This window comes from bacterium (assembly GCA_020444065.1).
Lineage (GTDB): Bacteria > Sumerlaeota > Sumerlaeia > SLMS01 > JAHLLQ01 > JAHLLQ01.
Genome location: JAHLLQ010000008.1, coordinates 1 through 18,804, shown reverse-complemented (window position 1 = coordinate 18,804; position 18,804 = coordinate 1). Strand labels below are relative to the sequence as shown.

The following is an 18,804-nucleotide window of genomic DNA, read 5'->3' as shown; positions in this document are numbered from 1 at the left end:
TGAAGGTCCTCTTCAGGATCACTGATCACGGACCCGGTTGGGTGTTCACATCTTCTGAATTCACCGATCTCGGGACGAGCCAGGCGGTCCGGTTAGCTTTGATGAATGCAGAAAGGGAAGGACTGATCCGTCGGCTGGCTCGCGGCCTTTATGATGTGCCCAGGGAGCACCCGAAGTTGGGGACGCTTTCACCTTCACCCGAGGCGGTCGCGAAGGCTCTCCAATCGCGAGACGGCATACGCTTACAGCCAACAGGCGCTTACGCCGCGAACTTGCTCGGTCTCTCCGATCAGGTCCCAGCGAAGATCGTCTTCCTCACCGATGGCAGATCCAGAACCGTTCAGGTCGGCAACCAGCAGATCGTACTGAAGAATCGAAGCTCCCGCGCCATTTCTACCGCCGGAAAGCTGAGCGGGTTGATCATCCATGCCCTTGATCACTTGGGAAGGAATCAAGTCGATGAAGCCTTGATCAATCGGCTTCGAGAGAAAGTCAGCCCTGATGATCGCCGGGAACTCCTGGACGATGTGCGCTACGCTCCGGCGTGGATTGGCGACATCCTGAGGGCGCTGGCGACCGATGCGAGTGAATCGAACGGCACCCCACAGAACGACGCCTCGGATGTTCCCACTGAGGCCGAAGCCCGGCCACCTCTTGTGGTTGAAGATTGGAGCCCAGTCGGCGCGGCGCTCCACAACGCTCAGGAAGTCGATTGGCAGGAACTTACCGAGGGGACCGCCAGCATCATAAATCGTCCCCAAGTCCACGTGATCATCGAGGGCACCAAGTCGGAGAAGCGAACTCCGGGGCGAAAGAAGAACCTCTTCGCACCCACGAGTTCACGCGTCGTCCACTGGCTTCTTCTCCATTCCGGTAGAGAATGGACTGCACGCGAGATCGGAGAGGCTACTGGCGTGGACAGCGGGCACATGAGCCGCATCCTGGAGCGTCTTCGCGAGAAAGATTTGATCGAGTGCGAGGGAAGAACCATTCGCGTCCCAGAGCCCGACACACTCCTGAGTGCATGGCGTGAGGCTTACACCCCGCCATGCGGGAACATCCTGAAAGGCGTGATCCCAAGCAAGTCAGGGCAACAGGCGATGTCGGCCCTGGAGAAACGCCTGCGGGCCGCAAGACGCAGGTACGCTTTCACCGGATTCGGCGGAGCTTACCTTTGGGGTGGTCAGGCGGACTTCCAACTCGTCACCTGCTATCTCGAAGGCAAGCTCAGCTCCCAGCTCAAGAGGAAGCTCCACTTTGTGCAATGCGAGGAAGACGCCGCCAACGTCTGGGTCATGGAGTACGCTGACCAGGTCGCCTTCCTGGGCACCGAAAGGAGGCTTCAAACCCAAGTCGCAAGCCCCATTTTCACCCACGTGGACCTGGCAATCCATCCCGAGGGGGCGAGGGAAGGCGCTGCTCACCTGCTGGAGAAAATTGGAAATGAAGAATGCTAGCGCGAAGGCCGAAGCACCAGACTATCTCGGTAGCGAATTTGGACCTCATCACCCACCTGCCAAGTAACCGCCCCCTCAAGGTAGCGAGGAAACGCGTCCTGCTCCGGGTTCACTCCAAGTAGCCTTCCAACGAACCCCGCGAGGATCACATCGTGGGTAACGAAAAGGTGCACACCAGCCTTGCCATGAATCGTTGCGGAAATGTGATCCAACAACCGCGCTGCTGCCTTCTGGGGATCGGCCATACCTGGAAGTGGTTCATCTTGTGTGCAGATTCGCTTCATCACTCCGTCGTTCCCGAATCGCACCCAGTTCTCGAACGCCTTCTCACCATCGACAACGAAGACTCCAGGGTCTCCAAGCAGACTACTCTGGCTGATAGCCACACTTCCTGAAGCTCCTTCCAACATGGCTCTACTGGTTTGCATACATCGTTCAACCGGACTCGAATCTATACCGACTATCCTCTGACCGATTTGACGTCCAAGTTCCTGGGCTTCACGAAATCCAGCATCGGTAAGCAGGACCTCCATCCCAACTTCTCCCTGTAGGATGGGGCCACGTTCGGCGTGCCGCAACAGCACCGCCACAGGACAAGTTCTTGGCAGATCAAGGATTGCCCTCAGGGTGGTATGCACGTGGTCGGGGAGAACATCAGAAGTCATTTTGCAGTGCCTACCAGAACTGAAACGACTGACGAAGTCGAACGAACCTCCTTCAGCGAGAATCCTGATCGATCGAGAAGATCCGCGAACTCCTCCCGAGTGCGCTCTTGTCCGCCGGTCACAGCCAGAAGGTGGAGATCGCAAAGGGAACCTCCGAACCCCTCGTCAGGACGGATCATCTCGATAACGAAGAGCCTGCCTTTCGTCTCCAGCGACCGTCTCGCGTTGCGCAGGATTTGCACCGCATTTTCGTCGTCCCAGTCATGAAGCACCCGTGCCAAAACCACGGCGTCCGCAGTAATGGGCCAGGCCTCAAACAGGTCACAAGAGCAGTAGTGAAGACCACTACCGGGCCCCGGCTGCCTCTTTGCGGCCTCGATAACGTTTGGCAAATCCAGAAGCGTACAGTGAAGCGACGGGTGGACTTTCAGAAGTTGCCGCGCAAGCGCACCAGTTCCCCCGCCTGCATCGATGACACGCTCGTTACCCTCAAGGCCAAGGAGCGGCGGAACTTGAGCATAGTCATGATCAGCATAGCTGCTCAGCATCCTGTGATGCGGGGCCAGGCGCTCTTCATCGTTTGCAACAGAATGAAAGATATCTGGAGGCTGCCATTCTGAATGTGACTGCATCGCCGTCCGGAGACACTGCCACGGTTCCCTGAGCAACGTGCTGTACTCTGCGGCGGCCTCGGACAACGAAGAAGGATGATCACGACGAAGATAACTTCCCTTCGCCGTAAGGGCCCATTGCTCGCCTGACACCACCACCATACCCAACTCTCCGAGTCCCATGAGAAGTCGGTGGAGTCGATCCTGTCGCAGGCCTAGCTTCCCCGCGATATCCTCGGACCTTGCGGGAAGAGCATCCACTACACCAAGCTCAACGGCAGTGGCGATCGCCTCTGTCTTCCAGTAGCCAACGAGATCTTCAGACAATACAGCGAACTCCGAGCGTCGAGGGGGACAGAGTTCCACGATGCACTTGCCGCGCTCATTCACCACTTCGCGGGCTCCATCGAACCGTTCGATCCTGGCTTGGCCGTTGTAGAATGGCTCTACGAGCGCAAAGCGACGTGCGTACAGCGCCTGCCCGTCTGTGTTGATATGCATCCAGCCATGCTCATCGCGAGCCCGTGCGAATCCCTTGTGGAAGACGTCCAGATCCTCGAACCAAGCGTTGTGCAAAAGGCTGCCGTCCTGGGTTACGTGCGTGCACTTGCCGCTGTTGTTCTGGATGACGGCAACACCATCTCGAAAGTCGCCCGCATAGTTCCACTCGGGGTCTGTTGTGAAGACTCCATCGCGATTGATATGGCCGTACTTCCCACTCAAGCACCGCACTGCACATCGGCCTTCCTGGAAATTGCCGCACCACGCGAAACTCACTTCATAGGCTTGGCTACCTACCGCATTGATGTGAAACCATCCAGAGCCAGAATCCACCGCCGCGAGGTCTTCGTAGAATCCGAACGCCCGTCGAAATCGATTAGAGTAAGCATCAGACCCGTCGGGGCGAATGTGCCAAGCTTCCTTACTCGCACGAACCGGGGCGAGGCCCGGTGAATGGAACTTCAAGACCTCATCGAATCGCCTTTCGTAAGCAGGCTCTCCATGACGAAGATGATGCGTTTGATTCGGGGCTACGATCAAGTCCCTCCAAGTCATGGCTCACCGGCCTCCTTGACAGGTTTCCTCATGTTGCAGCCCCGACAAAGGGAGTGACTCCTGTAGTTTTCGAGAAGCTCACGATAGGGCTGGCCGCGCCATATATCCATGATGCCCTGACCGTTCAACTCGCCAAAGTCGCCAAGTGTCCGCCGCTGAGCATCTGGAGCACAGCAGGGGTCGAATCTGCCAACGGCACTGATCCACGCCTCTTGTCCAAGAAAGGGGCAGGGGCCACCAGGTGCGATGTCCTCAACCGCGTCCCTGCTTAGTGGGTAGATGTTTTCCAACAGAATTTGCTGTCCGTTTGGTAGTGTACGTTCCTGCGCAGCAGCGAACGCCTCCGAAACAGCATGGTTCCATCGATTGATTGACTCGGGCGTTCGTCTCATCGACTGCCCCTTGATCTCCTCGAAGTGCGCCCACAGGTGATGCCCCTTCACGCGATCAATCCCCAGGTCCACCGCCAGTCGTACAATATCCGCCAGCTCATGTACGTTTGCATCGAGAAATGTGAGTTGGAAGGTTACCCGGCAACGGTTGCCTCCATTCTCGGCAATCCGATCGCGAATGGCGATAAACTCCCTGACGTTCTCTAGAACCTTCTCCCAGCGAGCCCCGATCATGATCGACTCCTCGGTCGCCTTTGTCGCGCCGTTCCAGGAGATCTTCACATCAGAGCCGACTGGACAAACCAACTCGGCCCAGCGCTTGGCTCCGAGTCGCGGGAAGGTGCCGTTCGTGGTCAGGTTCAGCTTCACGCCGTAACGCTGGCAGAGATCGATGATGCCCTCGAAATGGTCGTAGAGCAGAGGTTCACCCATCGTAGAGGGAATGACCTCTTTCAGTCCGTTGGGAGCGGCCTCTGCAATTACGCGCTCTATCATCTCAAAAGGCATGATTCTTGGAGGACGCCCCGCTTCCTTCCGTTCCTTTTGCAGCGGGCTGTGGGGCGAGTGTTCCTCGCACATGATGCAATGCAGGTTGCAGGTGTCTGGATTGGTATCAAAGGTGATGCGCCAGGGACCTTTTGAGTGGCTGACTTCGTGTGAATCGCGTCGCCGAATTGCATCTCGATAGATGCCTTCAAGTTCCCTGACGTGATCCTCGATGGAAGGGATGTTTCCCTTCGGATCATTCAGATAGCCTCGATGCCCAAGTCGCCGCGCCAACTCCTTTTCCGAAGCAAGACGTTGCATCTGTTCCGCAAGCGAATCAACATTTCGGAAGTCAAACAGGAGCCCGTTCACCTCGTGCTTTACGTATTCGGCCATCCCACCCACATTTGCGGTGATGACAGGTACACGGGCCTGCTGCGCTTCGTGTATGACCAAGGGAGAGTTTTCGACCCAAATCGAAGGTACCACGAGTGCGTCGATCTTGTTGAAGACCTGATCTATGATCTCTTCGTTCCGGTACTCAGGAAGCCATTCTACCCGCTCTTGAGCGCCCTCACCAAATGACTCGACCAGACGCTTCAGGCTGTCAGTAACAGCGCCTGTATCCCGGCCCCAGATGCGCAACCGGACTGGGGGTTCCACCGAGGCGAACGCCTTGAGCAGCAGGTGAATGCCTTTCGGTGCTGTGTGTGTTCCGATGTAGCCGAATGTAAAGGGTTCGCCCTGAGTCCGCTGCCTGCCGGTGAACCGTTTGAGATCAAAGCCGTAGTCGAGGTAACGTATCCTCGACGCTGGCAGACCGAAGTCCTTCTCGAACTTCCGGGCAAGATAATGGGCGGGAGCGATGAAGGTGTCGATACTATCTGTCAGCGAGCGAACGTGCTGCATTCTCCGTCCGACCCAGTCAGCCCAATGCTCGATGTCTGTTGGTTGTTCCTCTGGGGCACCACTGAAGTACCGGGCGTAGCACCGTTCGGCGCACTTACGGTCCTCCTGTCCATCGCACGCTGCCCAAGTCTCGCCCTTCGATTCCGGGAACATCTGCATGAACTGACCACGGGGGCACATGAGCCAGTAGTCGTGAAGCGTCATTACGACAGCAATGGCCCGAGACACAGCCTCGTTCACCAAAGAGGTGGAAAGGTGGTTCAGATGGCCGACATGCACAATGTCAGGTTGAAAGTCATCAAGGAGGCTTCCGAAGCGAACATCGATGTCCGTGACGCGGTACCGATCCCGGTGCCTGGGGTTGTTCACCAAATGAAGAAGCACCCGGCTGTCCGTGGGGTCTGTTTCCTGGCGAACCTCGAAGTCTGGACGGAGGGGATCCTCCTCCCGCGTGAAGACCCGTACCTCGTGGGAATCCGCCAAGGCTCGACAGATCGTCTGTGAGTAAACCTCCGACCCCGCATTGTACCGCATCGGGTACCCATGAATCACTTTCAGTATTCGCACGCGCAAGCTCACCCTTCCGGCAGGATTGGTCACCAGTTTCACCCGACACCATCACTGCTGCTGCGAGCAGATGGCTGGAAGCAAGCAGAGGCTTCCGAGCACTCTTGGAAGCCGACTAGGGGGCCTTTAGATGCCGTTTCCCCCTCATCAACTGCGCTGTAGCCGACAAGTCCGACGAGCAGTCGCCGAGATCGGGACAGGGACACAGAAATGGTGTCCTACCGAGCATTATGGTTGACAGAACCGCGCTCATTAGTGGTATCTGTAAACCAGCAAGGGGGCTGAACGATGACAACGACCACCCAGACCAACAACACAGACCTGAACGAGCGGTTTGGCGAACGGCTTCGGCGGGGGCGTACCCTGCGAGGTCTGTCGCTGCGGGGCCTATCTGGGGAGATGGGCGGGCTGGTCTCGCACGCTGCGCTTGCAAAGTACGAGAAGGGCCTTATGAAGCCAGACTCGAAGGTGCTTATCGCCCTGGCGAAGGCGCTGGCGGTGCGGCCAGACTTCTTCTTCGAGCGCCACGGCGTGACCCTCTCCGGCATAGAGTTCCGCAAGCAGGCCAAGCTCGGCAAGAAGAAGCAGGAGCAGGTGATCGAGGAGGCGCAGGAGTTCTTTGAGCGCTACCTGGAGATCGAGCGCATCCTGGAGATGAAGATGCCGCCGATGCTGAAAGTCGACCTGACCGATCGCAAGGGCGAGGCCCTGATGACCGGCGCGGAGGAAGCAGCCGAGAAGGTACGCAAGACGTGGAAGCTCGGGACAGGGCCGCTGCCGAACACCATCGAGTTGCTGGAAGATCACGGCGTGAAAGTGAAGAGCGTCGAAGCCGAGGAGAGCTTCAACGGACTCTCGGGCTGGGCCGACGGTTCGCCGGTCGTCGTGCTGGGAGCGTGGCTGGACCGTGATCTTCCTCGTAAGCGGCTGACGGTACTGCATGAGCTGGGGCACCTGGTGATGAAGATGCCCGAGGGGCTCGACAAGAAGACCGAGGAGGCGGCTTGCTACCGGTTCGCTGGCGCGATGCTGATCCCGAAGGAAGCCTTTGTGGCGGAGTTCGGGCGCAAGCGCTCGTTCCCAAACGTGAGCCTTCAAGAACTCATCGCCATGAAGGAGCAATGGGGCATGTCGATCAACGCCCTGATGCGCCGGGCGAAGGATTTGGGTATCATCGTTGAGGAGTCCTATCGGTCCTATTGCATACACGCAAGCCAGTCCGGCCTTCGTAAGGAGGAGCCGGGCACCTGGGCCGGGAGCGAGTCGGCAAACCGCTTCCGCCAGCTTGTCCATCGGGCGTCGGCGCAGGACCTGATCACGCGGTCGAAGGCGACGGGGCTTCTTCGGGTAACACTGCGGGAGTTCGACGAGCAGTTTGGGAAGGCGGTCTGAGATCGTGCTTCGCGTGGCCGTGCAGGACGCCAACATCCTGATTGATCTTGAAATTGCCGGGCTTTTCGACCTTTGGTTTCAGAACGGGATTGAAACGCATACGACGGACTTGATCGAAGGGCAGCTTGAGGAAGGCGGCCACGCCATCGCGCTTGCCTACATCCGCACGAACCACGTCAGATGCCATGGTCTGTCCGTCGATGAAATCGGTGAATTGGTCGAAATGATGGAAGCAGTTGGGGAAGGGCCCGATCTGGCAGACTGCTCTGTTCTCTGGCTCGCAGAGAGGTTGGAATGTATGCTCCTGACTGGTGATGGTCCTCTCCGTCGTGCGGGCGTTGGGCGTTCGGTTGAGATCCACGGAACGCTCTGGATTCTCGACACCTTGGTCCAGAGGGGGCTTCTGGAGGAACGCCTCGCCGCGTCAAAGCTGGAGCACCTGCTCCAGAACAAACGTCGGCTCCCGAAGGCCGAGTGCGACGCGAGACTGAAGAAGTGGAAGAAGAGGGGATAACGGACTCCACGAATCGGCGTTGTTCCCCTCCCCACGGCAAATTCAGAATCGAAAAAGGGAAAATTTGGCTAGGGCAGTGATCGAGTGTCCGTGCACAGCAACTCGCCATCCATTTTCTGAGCAGAAGTGGTTTTCCCGACGCGAACTGAGACCCCAAGAGCCTCTGTTGCTTGAATACCGGTTGTTGCTCCCCGAGGCAACAACCACCATTTCGGTCAATGACGCTTGATTGAACAAGATGGAATGGAGACTCCATGACTGATAAGCCCAAAAGTGTCTATCTTGAGCAGTCCGCGCTATCCCGCGCAGCCTTTGATTTGGCTTCGGGTAGTGGAACACCTCTATACGACTGCCTATTCGCGTTACAGGAAGAGGGAAAGATTCAGGTCTGGGGGTCTGCTCACAATGCCATTGAGCTTTGTTTGTGCACAGATTTGCAACTTCGGCAGAAGCTGAGTCAGGCACTGGAGAATCTCACTCGTGGGAGACGGATACTTCCAAGTTTTGAGTTTGTGATTCTTCAGGAGTTCCTCCACCTGATCGATACACACTGGCCAGGCTGCGTTCAGTATGACATTCGGGAGAGACTCCAAGGGGACAATCAGCGGATTTACAGCGGTGTGATTGCACACATGGCTGCGCTCGTTGACTACGACGCATCGGGGGCTAATGAGGAGTTACTGAGATCGAAGAAGCTCTCGCGACTGAAGCACACTCAGATCCTGCTGGATCCTAATCTGGTTCTTTCGTCGCTCAAGATGACTCAAGAGGAGTATTTGAAATTCCACATGGAGAGCGATAAGGGATACGCGACGTTGTCAGTTGAAGAAATGGAGGCAAAGATTCAGGAACTATTGTCCGAATTCACTCCGGGAAAAGATGCCAGGCGGAGTGTTTCCAAGTTTCAGAAGAATCGGGAGGATCTCATCGCCCAACGAATTGTGTCGCTTGCTCTCCCAGCGTTGGTGGCTGCGGTTCCGTCCCCGTGGGATAGCTACCGACTCATGAATTACCAGCAAGTAATTGCTGATTGGGATCAACCCTTCCCGCACCCAGACCTTTCCATCAAGCAGGACGATGTTACCCCTCTACCACCTGACTTTGGAAGCCGAACCAATGGGATTCTGACTTCAAAGCAGACGGCCCAACTCTGGGAACTCTTGCTGGAGCGTTACCATCGGCTGGGCTTACTAATTCAACCCGCCATGATGTTGGATCTGGTTTTCCGTGAACTGGAGAAAATGTTTGCAACCGGAGAACCTCCAACCGAAGGACTGACCTTCGACGTCGACCATGCCTCCGCCCTTCACAAATGCGATATCTTTCTCTGCTATGACAACAAGCTCTCAGCCGGAATGAAGATTTGGGCGGACAAGATGGTTATCAGCGACGGCAGTCGAAAGCAAGTTGCCACCTCTATCGCAGAACTGAAGAGGGCAGTTGAATGAGCTACTCTATTGATGGCTCGATCTGTGCGTCACTGGGAGTGTGGTGTGCAAGGGACGAATAGTTGGTAACGAGAGTGATTACAGGCTTCACCCAGTCTACTGAGACGAGGAGCCTCTTGGGTGGGTGACCTAACCCATCTTGTTCTCGGCTTACACATCCTCCTCTACTTCAAGGTGTTGCAGGCTACGGAGTTTCTCGATATCCCTGGAGATAATCTTGGCTGCACAATCTCGACAGTAGTGATCCCATCCCCGTCCATTGCGAACCTTGAGCCTTACATCTCCTCGCTCAATTCGATGGCGTGCATTGGCTTGGCAGTTGTGTGCCCTTTCGGCTCTTTCGACACGCACGGGAGTGATGAGGGATTTAGTCGCCATTGAACACCTCCTCGCAGGCCTCCGTCACAAACTCGTTGAACTGGAGATTGATTCTATCCAGATCATCCCTGGAAAACTCATGGCGCTGACCGCTTGAGTGTCCCATCGCAGAATTCACTTTCCGATCAATCGCCGACTTCAGGATGATCAGGTTGTCTCTTCCCAACCGCTGGCGGTCTAGCTCTCGTCCCCCTGGGTTCATCCCGCGCTCGTTGAGAATACGGGCGGCTTCCGTCCGGATTCGTTGATCTAACCCGGCTCGAAGTGCTTGGCGCTCCCGAACTCTGGTGGTCGGAACTGGCTCCAGGGTGCGATACGCAGCGGCGATGTCTTCGGGTTCGTAGCCACGATCACGAAGCAACCGCAATGCCCGCATAGCTTCATTGTCATCAAGTAGCGGAATCTCCTGCATCAAGACATCTGATTGAGCACGAATCTCAACCCCATGCTGGCGCGGTACGTACTCACGTTCAGCCGTTATATCTGCCGGATCAATCCCCTCAAGTGGCAGCAACTGGTCGAAGTATTCCTGGTCTGCTTCACTGTAGGATTGGAAATCATTCCACTGTCTCGCGACGTTGGCTCCGGCGTGGAATACTACAACACCTTGATTGAGGTTGTGACCAGGTGCGTTTTGTATGATGACTCGCATGATACGACCAACGAACTGAACGAATGGGGAAAGGTTACTGAAAATGCTGAATACCGCAGCGACCGAAAGGTAGGGGTGGTCGAATCCTTCACCCAGTTTGCGAACCTGAACAATGACATCAATCTGATGGTTCTCCAAGCGGCTCATGACACGATCGTTCGCGGCGCTGTCTTCACGAGAATGTACATATTCGGCACGGCGATTTCGAGCGCGATAGGCTTCAACGATTTGTCGACAATGCTCGAAGTTCAAAGCTGAAGCGATAATCTTCAAGCGACCTTCGCCTGTCTCGCTGCGAAGACGGTCCAGCTCCCTTATTGAAGCATCCACTATCGTATTCAATGTCTCGGCTGAGGTCACAATACTGCGTCTGAAATCCGCATCATCTTCTCCAAGACGACGAACCTCTTCCAAATCAACCTCAATCTCCTCCCCGTCTTGCCGCCGAACATAGCGAAGCGTCCTTGGGTTTAGCTGAACTGCTTTCAATCGCTTTACATAGCCTTCCTCGATCGCACGGAAAATGGGGTAAGAGTAGATGATTTCCCCACCCATTTGCTGCCCGTCGGCACGCAGGGGTGTCGCGCTGAAATTGACAATTCTTGCTGATGGGAAGCTGTCCTTCAGCATGCTCCAGCTTGCCGCCACACTGTGGTGGCCCTCATCGAACAAAATAAGATCGAAGAAGTCGTCGGGCAGAGAACTGAGCCATCGATTCGTCTGACCTCCTTGAAGTTGTTGGATGTTCGTGATAACCACATGGGCCTCTTCGAGATCTGCTCGATTCGTGGTTGTGCCCCGGATCTCAACAGGCTCCGGGTAGGGAGCACCCGCAATGACCTGGCACTTTTGGTAAAACATGTTTGGGTTTGACGGATCGAAGTCGGATGCGAGTTGCCCAGCTATTGGTACATTCGGCGCGACAACAAGCGAACGCCTGGACCCGAAGGCGAAGGGGGCAATGGTTATGCACCCAGACTTTCCGCAACCAACTGGAAGCACCAGCCCAACCTCTCGCTCAGCCTCGTTCGACCGGGTGGCGTGGTTGCGCAGTGCCAAGTAGGCCTCGCGTTGTGGCGTACGAATCCGATTGTTGCCATCGATCTCGGGCTGGCGGGTCTGAAAAGGGCTAGTCATGGGCTACTCCTAGGTTTGTTGTTTTTGGGAGAGGCTAAGAAGTCTCCGAAGTAAGATTTCGTTTCGTTTGTGGAATGACCCGATAAGAGCTTCCAGCTATAGGGTGTAACGCTTCCAAGGAACGGCTTGAATTGGCACGTTTGCCATGAATCTGGCTATGTCTTGACGCCCATAGTATGTCGGGACACCAAACGTATCTTGCGCCATCAGGATCACAGGTAGACCGGGAAACAGGGGTTGGCACTTGGCAATCGCCTCATCCGCGACGAAGTTGCTCTGGATAACGTGCCGTTTCACGATCACGATGGCGAACGTCACTCCCTGCTCTTTGATTACTGCGCCTTCAAGAGTCATAACAATGCTCCCTGATTATAGTTGGAGGGCGGAGTCCGGATTACCCCACCCTCTGTATGGTCAGTGCTTGGTGTCTCTTGGCGGGTTCGGATCAGAGCCGTAACTATCCGAATCCCGGATCTGGCCGTTGCGTCGATGGATTATGACTTCGCCACGCTCACGGCGGGCTGTGGTCTGAGCTGCCTCGATCGCTTCTTGTTGTGTCGGGTGTACTGACCCGGCCCGGTTCGTACCCTCACGCTTGGCTGCAAAGCCACCCTCGTGAGGAACAACATGGATTCGCTTGCCTTTGGTAGCCATAGGGACCACCTCCTTTCGGGAGTGTTTATGTGTTCAACACAGGACACACTGCAAGCAAAAAAACACCTGCTCAGGAAAAAAGTGGGCTTTCTTCACTGACCAGACTCAGATCTCTTAGTCTGTACCCAGTTGACTCGATTGAAGTGCCAAACAATTCGCGGAGGCTTGGAAAGCCACGGACTCTCTCAGAAGCGAGCTTTCGAGCAGCAGCGTCTATCTCACCCGGCCCGCAAGTCTGGGGATTCCCAAACCGCTCCTCGAAACTCCGGCGCATGTCAACCTCCGGCATCAGAAGGCACGCAGCGAACTTGTTGGCTTGGATCTCTTCGGGATCCAGACCGGGCGAAGGTGCAAGGATCGCTCTGTGGTAAGTGTTGAACACCTTGGGGTAGTCCTCTTCAGCTTCCCCGAACAACGATAGCTGATTCGGATCTGGCATGTGAGGACGGCAATGAAGAATCCAGTGACCAATCTCGTGAGCCAAGGTGAAACGGAAGTACGGTTGAGTCTTTACGGTGGGGTCGATGAATATTACTCGCTGTTCGAGAACCGTTTTTCCGAGAATAGCTTCACCTGTTTCAGGGTGTTGCCCCAAAGGCGTTTCATCGTCCAAGCTCAGATCATCCACCTGATTGAGATGGTCCCAAATCAACTCATCAAGTGAGTACGGTGGAGAAAAAACGGGATTCTGCACTCGGTGGGCCCGAATCAATTCGTCAGCGGCTCGGGCAATCCTCACTTCTGGGATAAACGGAACCCGACCCATCAGCCTTCTTCCTCTTTATGAGCCATTTTGCGAAGCAAACCCTGAACTTTAGAGGCGTTTGCCCGATACTGCTCCTCAAACAAGCGCTGTGTTTCACTATCGATTATCCCGATCTCCCCAAGAAGTTCTGATGAATCAAGACCAAGTTTCCTGCATATCAGTTCGTATGTATGACTGCCAGCCAACGCCTCGCCCCTTTCCACCTTGCTAAAGTAAGACGGAGATAGCTCAACTTGAGCGGCAAACTGGCGCAGACTGATAGATTGGTTGTTACGTGCGGCTCGGATCTTCTCACCCAGCCGTTTCAATTCGTTGGATCCCGGTGTTACGTTTGCCATCTTATCACACCCTGCCTGTGTCCGACCCAGGACACAACAGGCCGCCCACAATGTCAAGGCTTGCTATTGCCTGGGCTAGGGCCTGGCCGTAATCGAAGCCAGAGCTTCTCTTGAGGCTCCGATGATTCCGAATCGATTTGATGTGAAATGCTGGGTTCTCGTCCAACACTCTCAGAGCCCCACATCCAAAGCCGTGCTACTCTCGAAGCGTTCGTCCACATTGTAGCGTGTGTACACGCTGATCATTCGTGTAGTCTTATGGCCGGTCTGGCTCATGATGTCCAAGGTCTTCGCCCCGCGGGCATCGGCCTCGGTGACGAAGCCAGCGCGTAGCGAATGGGCTGAGAAGAGGCTTGCATTGAGACCGGCGTTCCTCGCGGCTCGCTTGACGGCCAGCGAAATTCCGGAAACGCTGATCGGTTCGGCTCCAACGACGAGATCGTTGCCGATCGTGCGAAAGACAGGGCCAGAGTCGATGCAGGCGGAAGACATCCACGCCCGAAGCGCCTCAACCGGGCAGGTGGCTTTGTCCTTCCCGCACCGGACAAGCTTGAGCAAGCCATCACCCTCTTGATCTGTCTTCGATCGGCGGATCTCCACGACGAGACCGTCGCGGTGGTCCTTCAGGTCGGAGACCTGGAGTCCAGCAAGCTCCGACCTGCGGCAGGCGGTTGCGAATCCGAGGAGGATCAGCGCTCGGTCGCGCATTCCTCTCGGATCCTTTCCCAGCGTCTTCACCATCCGCTTCACATCGTCAGCCCGCAGCGCCGACTTCTGCTCCCTCTTCACCGTGAGCTGACGGCGGATACCCTTCAGCACCCTGGGAACTCGGGGGTCATTGGCTGGGTCAGGGTGCCCAGACTCGATATGGATATGGCTGATGGCTGCCCGACGTCGTTCGATCGTAGATATTTTCCGCGGTTTGCCCCATTTACCCTCGGCCAGGGCGGACAGGTAACCGGCAACTGCCAGCGGATCAGCGGGAAGTGCAGTCAGCTCCCTGGCCTTGCAGTAAGCCTCCCAGTCTCGCCAATCCGATCGGTAGGCCCGAACAGTGCCTTTGGCCCAACTCGCCTCGTAGTGTTTCCGAGAGGCTTCTTGGTCTTCGAGGACCTCGGGCAGGGCTTCGGCTGGCTTGATGAGGGCATTTTCCATGGCTGGCTCCTGAGTACCCGATAATTGTCATTATCGCGTGGTTATTTTGAGTAGCCAAACTAGAGAGCAGAGTCAACCGGACTTCACAGCCAGGAGTCGAAGCCGGGGAGCGCCGAGTTCATCGAGGATCCCAAGGGTCAAGGCGCGACCGTATACACCAGAGAAGCTGCGCTGTCCGAAATGCTCTCGCTCCCTTCGGCCCAGAATGAGAAGAATTGCTGCGCAAGGATGTGCGCGGGGTATTCTTCAACTCCAGCCAAGGCCGGGAGCGGAATCGACTCATGGGTGAGAACCTGGAGCCAACGGACCTGAATCTGGGATCGCCGGATACACCGGAACCTGTCCTGCCTCTGATCGCCTGCCTGATCCCGCTGGCAGAGATCAACTCGGCAATCGCGTCCTGCCGTGAACTGCACGGTCTCGCCGTAACTGAGGATGCGACGGCGTACCTTGAGGGAGAACTGGTCGACGAAAACATAGCACGGTTGCGGATGACTCCCGTCGCCACTGTCGAGTGGGGGCCAACTTGCTGGGCCGACGAGGAGCATCAAGCGTCAATCTATACACTACACTTCCCAACGTTCGGCGAGTTGGTCGTTGTGCGGTGGTGGGACGAGACACCTAGGTGGTGGAGTTACGGCACAAGCGCGACCGGGATCGAACTCGTCATTGCTTCAATGGAGAGAAAGGTGGGACGCACCTGCAATCGCGTCGTGCGGCAACTACCCGCATGACGGGATCATCTGCTGACGAGAACAATCCGCCAGAGTGAATGTGGCCGAGTAACAAGATATAGATATACGCTGTAGAAAGATTCTGAATACCGTGATTTGGAGCACTCGATCTACGCAAGGCCCTTGGACCAGTCCACCGCACGCTCGAACTCCGAACGAGTAAGTGACCTCGGGCCACCATGGAGATTGCGCATGATCATCTCCCTTCGCGCTTCTTCCAAATCGCCGAAGAAAAGCTCGATGGGTAGACGGGTCGGTGTGCCGAGTCCCTGCCGCCAAACTTCCATCAGCGCCGTGAAACGTGCCAGACCATCAAGGACTATGAGCTTTCCACCATAAGAGTAAGTAAGCAACGGCGCACAGGTGAACTTCGTATTCGTCCAGCAGCGATCAAGAATCTGCTTCATCGTTGGCTCCTGCATGTTGTAGTACGCGGCATCGCGCAGCAGTGGAAATCCAGCGCGTTCATAGGCAGAGAACTCGACATGCCCTTTCGGATCATAGCCGTGAATATACTGGAATTCTATGAAGTCAAATCCGACCCCTTTGCTCCGATGCTCACTAATAAGTTTACTACGACGTTTACTAATCTCTTTAGGGCTTGGCTTCTTTGGTAGCTCAGGCAATTTCACGCCTGCCATTGTAACTACCGGCGCAACTTCTTGAAGCCTCAACCGACGCCGAACCTGCGGATCATCGAGAGTCGGACGATCATCCCTAAATCCTTCCACCGGGCGAACCGTCAACAGGTGCTCGACCCGGCGCTCCATTTGATCGAGGCGTGCATCAAAGGACCCTCGCTCGGATAGCGAGAGCCAATCGCGTAACACAGTGGCGACAATGCCGGACTCCGAATCATTCTCTCCCCAGAGTACTTCAGCTCTCTGAGTGACTCGGTCAAACAGAGCCCGCGGTACATTCGATGTGATGCGTTTGGTATTCTCTGACATGGGGTCGTCCCTTTGAATGTTTCCGATCCACAGCCCCTTCAATCACCACTCTACAGCAGTCGCAAGTCGCTGGTCGAGCTTCTCAAGCTCGTCTGCCGCATGATGAATCACCAGAGCCGCCGCCTGAGACAACCGCTCTTGCTGATAGGGAGACAGATCCTCCTCAGCGAGGTCGAACGGTCCATGGAGTTGCAACAGCCGGGCGGCAAAATACATCGCCTGCGGAGCTTCGATGAGCCTGGATTCGGCGAGCATGAGCAGAAACAGGTCGGCGGGTTGGGGTACAAGCACGGTAGTGCCTCCTACATCATCCCATCGTGCCCTTGAACTCCAAAGGACGACTGAATCGACCGATGCTCCTGCCTGCTCGGCGGTTCGCACGAGCACACGGTGACCACCAGGCAGAGGATCCAATCTGCTTTCAACCAGCGCCTGCTCATGAGGAGTGGGCACCAGCACCTCGATTTCCACGGTGGCACGGGACCCCATCCAGCATGATGCCGCCTGGCTGCCGATCAAGAGCCAGGATAGGCCATTAGCGGCCCGAGCGGCTGCCTGGATGGTCAACAGCGTGTCCGGGATCATGATCGCATCAACGAGTGGCTTCTCGCCCTCGTGGCGGAGCATCCGGATTCTCTCTCGGCCTGGCTGCCTCATGGCTTGCCTCCTGATGTAGTTGAATTACACACTCGCGTTTTCCAATATCCCCGGTCGATCAGAGTGGTCTGTAATCATATCGAATATCCCAACGAAGGTTGTCATCCATTGTCACAATCCCTGCGCCATTGATTATCGCCTCTCCCGGAGGCATTACCCGCTCACCCCCCATATCGCGGACGTACGAGCAGCGCTCGCCCAAGAAAATCCAACAAAGAGCCAGGTCTTCCTTCTTCAGAAATTCCAGCAGAGCACTGCGGGAGATGAAGAAAGCAGACGGTCCAGGATAATATGCATCAGGTGCAAACGCCACACATCTCCCTTCGTTGTCGAACCAAGCCGCTTCTTGGAAACCGGAACCACTGAACTTGGTCTTCAACTCCGGCGGTAGTTCTCCGTGACGGTGAAGCCCACGAGAGGCGATGAGTCGGTTGCACGGAATCAGAAAGTTGAAGTCTGTCCGGCATGTTGTATCGTAGCTACTGCCCCAAGAGTATTCGTCGGTCGAAATCAGAAGTTCACACGGTGGTGGCGTCCTCTGGCGAAAGGAGAAATGATGGGAGTCACGGCGTATCGGCAGCCTCAATTCGCTCTCCGGGTCGCTAGCCGGATGCCAAGGTATTTCACCGATGAACGCTTGCATAGATGACTGGCACTCAGGCATCCATTTCGAGTAGTAGTTTTGCTCCTTGAACCAGGCGAACGCTTTGTCGGCCATGTCGCTCGGTACAAAGTAGCTCCAAACGAAAAGGTACGAATCCCTGGTTGGCTTCCCATCTGCTTCCAATGGGGAGACGGGCTGATCTTCTGTTTTGAACGACTGAAGCATCAGGTATTGGGTCCCATCTGCAAAATCCCAAGGCAGTATCTTATCCAGAACTGGCAAGTTCTTCGAATCCGACATCCAAGTTTCATCATCGACATCGGGCCTCCAGTCGGGCATGACCGTCCCCGCTGGAAACCATTGAGATGCTCCTTCAGACTCGCCTCCTTTTGTTTGCTCCAGAGGAATCATGAGGGACGGATCAAGGTCTCGCCTATACCCCTCCCAAGGACCTTGCCTGTAACGCCATTCAGCTTCGCTTCCCCAGCCGTCCTTTATCGTGTAGTGATCTGCCATAATGCCCTCGGCTCGGTGCAGGGCAATCCATGCATACTTCTTCGTCAAAGACTCCGGCTTATCCTGATCGTGCCTGTTATACGACCGGTGGTGGTTGACGAGGTTCTGGGGCTCTTCAAAATCGGACGACCACCCGAGGTCAATCATGCACTCCAGCATCCAAGCTGGGACGATGGAGTGTAAGTTTCGCTTGTCTCGATCTCCGCCGCTAAAGTCTTCAAAATCCTGAATCGCTGAGGAGACCTGATAGATTCCAAAGTCTGTTCCATTGGGGACTATTTGCGACCAAGCAGGACGGTATCCTTCGTTCCACTCGCCGTCTTCTAGATTGTATTTCTTCTTGATAGCATCCGTTGTCAGGTTTGGATCGAATCCCTTGGTGTCGAAGGGTGGTTCTATCCTCGAAGGATCTACCGAAAGCGATACTCCGTGCTTCAGAGCGAGTAAAATCAGCCCCAACGCATAATCGCGAATAAGCACGTGATCGCACTGAGGAGTGGCAGCAAAGAAGACGTCATAGCAAAGCTTGGCAAGCCCCTCCAAACCATCCACATTTTGCGATCGCATTGCCGCGCCGTAAGAAGCGCACAGGATACGCTCAACAATATACGGGTCATCTATCGGAGTTCCGCTGTCTGGAGAAAGAAAATTGCGGCAGAGCTTCTCGGCTACAACCAGCCGGTTCTCAAGCAATCGCACCAGGGCCTTGGTAGCGTATGCGTCCCACGAACCACATCTGGACACGACGCCCGACCTCGGTGCAGGC

The 18,804-nt window shown here is 55.8% G+C and carries 18 protein-coding genes; 5 read left to right on the top strand and 13 right to left on the bottom strand.

Features of this window, described 5'->3' with window-relative positions; all coding sequences use genetic code 11:
- Positions 1-242: 242 nt before the first annotated feature.
- Positions 243-455: a hypothetical protein gene (locus KQI84_16900; GenBank protein MCB2156557.1), complete on the bottom strand. Its 213-nt coding sequence runs from the start codon at positions 453-455 to the stop codon at positions 243-245.
- A gap of 12 nt (positions 456-467) precedes the next feature.
- Here KQI84_16900 and KQI84_16895 point away from each other — a divergent pair, with 12 nt between their 5' ends.
- Entirely contained in the window at positions 468-1,457 is a 990-nt protein-coding gene (locus tag KQI84_16895) for a winged helix DNA-binding protein (GenBank protein MCB2156556.1), read from the top strand.
- Here the strand turns inward: KQI84_16895 and KQI84_16890 are convergent.
- The 3 genes from KQI84_16890 to KQI84_16880 are packed head-to-tail and all read right to left on the bottom strand — an operon-like array spanning position 1,454 to position 6,143.
- Positions 1,454-2,122, bottom strand: coding sequence for a histidine phosphatase family protein (locus tag KQI84_16890; protein ID MCB2156555.1), 669 nt, complete (start codon positions 2,120-2,122; stop codon positions 1,454-1,456). The genes KQI84_16895 and KQI84_16890 overlap by 4 nt on opposite strands.
- A complete protein-coding gene (locus tag KQI84_16885; protein MCB2156554.1) occupies positions 2,119-3,789 on the bottom strand; it encodes a methyltransferase domain-containing protein in 1,671 nt (556 codons plus the stop codon). Before KQI84_16885 ends, KQI84_16890 begins: the two co-directional genes overlap by 4 nt.
- Positions 3,786-6,143 carry a glycosyltransferase gene (locus KQI84_16880; protein MCB2156553.1) on the bottom strand — a complete coding sequence of 786 codons (2,358 nt, stop codon included), beginning with the start codon at positions 6,141-6,143 and terminating at the stop codon, positions 3,786-3,788. The genes KQI84_16885 and KQI84_16880 overlap by 4 nt, the downstream gene beginning before the upstream one ends.
- A 288-nt stretch (positions 6,144-6,431) precedes the next feature.
- Here KQI84_16880 and KQI84_16875 point away from each other — a divergent pair, with 288 nt between their 5' ends.
- The 3 genes from KQI84_16875 to KQI84_16865 all read left to right on the top strand — a co-directional run bounded on the left by KQI84_16875 (position 6,432) and on the right by KQI84_16865 (position 9,497).
- Positions 6,432-7,535, top strand: a complete 1,104-nt coding sequence (locus tag KQI84_16875) for an XRE family transcriptional regulator (protein MCB2156552.1) — start codon at positions 6,432-6,434, stop codon at positions 7,533-7,535.
- Complete coding sequence (locus KQI84_16870; protein MCB2156551.1) at positions 7,519-8,049, top strand: DUF3368 domain-containing protein; 531 nt, start codon at positions 7,519-7,521, stop codon at positions 8,047-8,049. The genes KQI84_16875 and KQI84_16870 overlap by 17 nt, the downstream gene beginning before the upstream one ends.
- A gap of 254 nt (positions 8,050-8,303) precedes the next feature.
- Complete coding sequence (locus tag KQI84_16865; protein ID MCB2156550.1) at positions 8,304-9,497, top strand: hypothetical protein; 1,194 nt, start codon at positions 8,304-8,306, stop codon at positions 9,495-9,497.
- A 367-nt stretch (positions 9,498-9,864) separates the two neighbouring features.
- Here KQI84_16865 and KQI84_16860 read toward each other — a convergent pair whose 3' ends face one another.
- The 6 genes from KQI84_16860 to KQI84_16835 form a co-directional block, all read right to left on the bottom strand.
- Complete coding sequence (locus KQI84_16860; GenBank protein MCB2156549.1) at positions 9,865-11,664, bottom strand: DEAD/DEAH box helicase family protein; 1,800 nt, start codon at positions 11,662-11,664, stop codon at positions 9,865-9,867.
- Between the two features lie 96 nt (positions 11,665-11,760).
- Positions 11,761-12,018 carry a hypothetical protein gene (locus KQI84_16855; GenBank protein MCB2156548.1) on the bottom strand — a complete coding sequence of 86 codons (258 nt, stop codon included), beginning with the start codon at positions 12,016-12,018 and terminating at the stop codon, positions 11,761-11,763.
- A 60-nt stretch (positions 12,019-12,078) separates the two neighbouring features.
- Complete coding sequence (locus KQI84_16850) at positions 12,079-12,318, bottom strand: DUF2188 domain-containing protein (GenBank protein ID MCB2156547.1); 240 nt, start codon at positions 12,316-12,318, stop codon at positions 12,079-12,081.
- Between the two features lie 70 nt (positions 12,319-12,388).
- The gene (locus KQI84_16845; GenBank protein ID MCB2156546.1) at positions 12,389-13,084 is read right to left on the bottom strand and encodes an ImmA/IrrE family metallo-endopeptidase; all 696 of its coding nucleotides are present in this window, start codon (positions 13,082-13,084) and stop codon (positions 12,389-12,391) included.
- Positions 13,084-13,422: a helix-turn-helix domain-containing protein gene (locus tag KQI84_16840; GenBank protein ID MCB2156545.1), complete on the bottom strand. Its 339-nt coding sequence runs from the start codon at positions 13,420-13,422 to the stop codon at positions 13,084-13,086. Before KQI84_16840 ends, KQI84_16845 begins: the two co-directional genes overlap by 1 nt.
- Positions 13,423-13,593: 171 nt before the next feature.
- A complete protein-coding gene (locus KQI84_16835) occupies positions 13,594-14,577 on the bottom strand; it encodes a site-specific integrase (GenBank protein MCB2156544.1) in 984 nt (327 codons plus the stop codon).
- Between the two features lie 281 nt (positions 14,578-14,858).
- Here KQI84_16835 and KQI84_16830 point away from each other — a divergent pair, with 281 nt between their 5' ends.
- Complete coding sequence (locus tag KQI84_16830) at positions 14,859-15,311, top strand: hypothetical protein (GenBank protein MCB2156543.1); 453 nt, start codon at positions 14,859-14,861, stop codon at positions 15,309-15,311.
- 110 nt (positions 15,312-15,421) lie between these two features.
- Here KQI84_16830 and KQI84_16825 read toward each other — a convergent pair whose 3' ends face one another.
- The 3 genes from KQI84_16825 to KQI84_16815 form a co-directional block, all read right to left on the bottom strand.
- The gene (locus KQI84_16825; protein ID MCB2156542.1) at positions 15,422-16,261 is read right to left on the bottom strand and encodes a hypothetical protein; all 840 of its coding nucleotides are present in this window, start codon (positions 16,259-16,261) and stop codon (positions 15,422-15,424) included.
- 42 nt (positions 16,262-16,303) lie between these two features.
- Positions 16,304-16,888 carry a hypothetical protein gene (locus tag KQI84_16820; GenBank protein MCB2156541.1) on the bottom strand — a complete coding sequence of 195 codons (585 nt, stop codon included), beginning with the start codon at positions 16,886-16,888 and terminating at the stop codon, positions 16,304-16,306.
- Positions 16,889-16,976: 88 nt separating this feature from the next.
- A partial coding sequence (locus KQI84_16815; GenBank protein MCB2156540.1) for a hypothetical protein occupies positions 16,977-18,804 on the bottom strand: 1,828 nt, incomplete at its 5' end.

What these genes read in the sequence shown, in the direction of transcription:
- KQI84_16885 (MCB2156554.1), bottom strand. Translation starts at nt 3,789, where the DNA reads ATGACTTGGAGGGACTTGATCGTAGCCCCGAATCAAACGCATCATCTT.
- KQI84_16890 (MCB2156555.1), bottom strand. Translation starts at nt 2,122, where the DNA reads ATGACTTCTGATGTTCTCCCCGACCACGTGCATACCACCCTGAGGGCA.
- KQI84_16850 (MCB2156547.1), bottom strand. Translation starts at nt 12,318, where the DNA reads ATGGCTACCAAAGGCAAGCGAATCCATGTTGTTCCTCACGAGGGTGGC.
- KQI84_16825 (MCB2156542.1), bottom strand. Translation starts at nt 16,261, where the DNA reads ATGTCAGAGAATACCAAACGCATCACATCGAATGTACCGCGGGCTCTG.
- KQI84_16830 (MCB2156543.1), top strand. Translation starts at nt 14,859, where the DNA reads ATGGGTGAGAACCTGGAGCCAACGGACCTGAATCTGGGATCGCCGGAT.
- KQI84_16840 (MCB2156545.1), bottom strand. Translation starts at nt 13,422, where the DNA reads ATGGCAAACGTAACACCGGGATCCAACGAATTGAAACGGCTGGGTGAG.
- KQI84_16835 (MCB2156544.1), bottom strand. Translation starts at nt 14,577, where the DNA reads ATGGAAAATGCCCTCATCAAGCCAGCCGAAGCCCTGCCCGAGGTCCTC.
- KQI84_16860 (MCB2156549.1), bottom strand. Translation starts at nt 11,664, where the DNA reads ATGACTAGCCCTTTTCAGACCCGCCAGCCCGAGATCGATGGCAACAAT.
- KQI84_16845 (MCB2156546.1), bottom strand. Translation starts at nt 13,084, where the DNA reads ATGGGTCGGGTTCCGTTTATCCCAGAAGTGAGGATTGCCCGAGCCGCT.
- KQI84_16875 (MCB2156552.1), top strand. Translation starts at nt 6,432, where the DNA reads ATGACAACGACCACCCAGACCAACAACACAGACCTGAACGAGCGGTTT.
- KQI84_16820 (MCB2156541.1), bottom strand. Translation starts at nt 16,888, where the DNA reads ATGCTCCGCCACGAGGGCGAGAAGCCACTCGTTGATGCGATCATGATC.
- KQI84_16865 (MCB2156550.1), top strand. Translation starts at nt 8,304, where the DNA reads ATGACTGATAAGCCCAAAAGTGTCTATCTTGAGCAGTCCGCGCTATCC.
- KQI84_16855 (MCB2156548.1), bottom strand. Translation starts at nt 12,018, where the DNA reads ATGACTCTTGAAGGCGCAGTAATCAAAGAGCAGGGAGTGACGTTCGCC.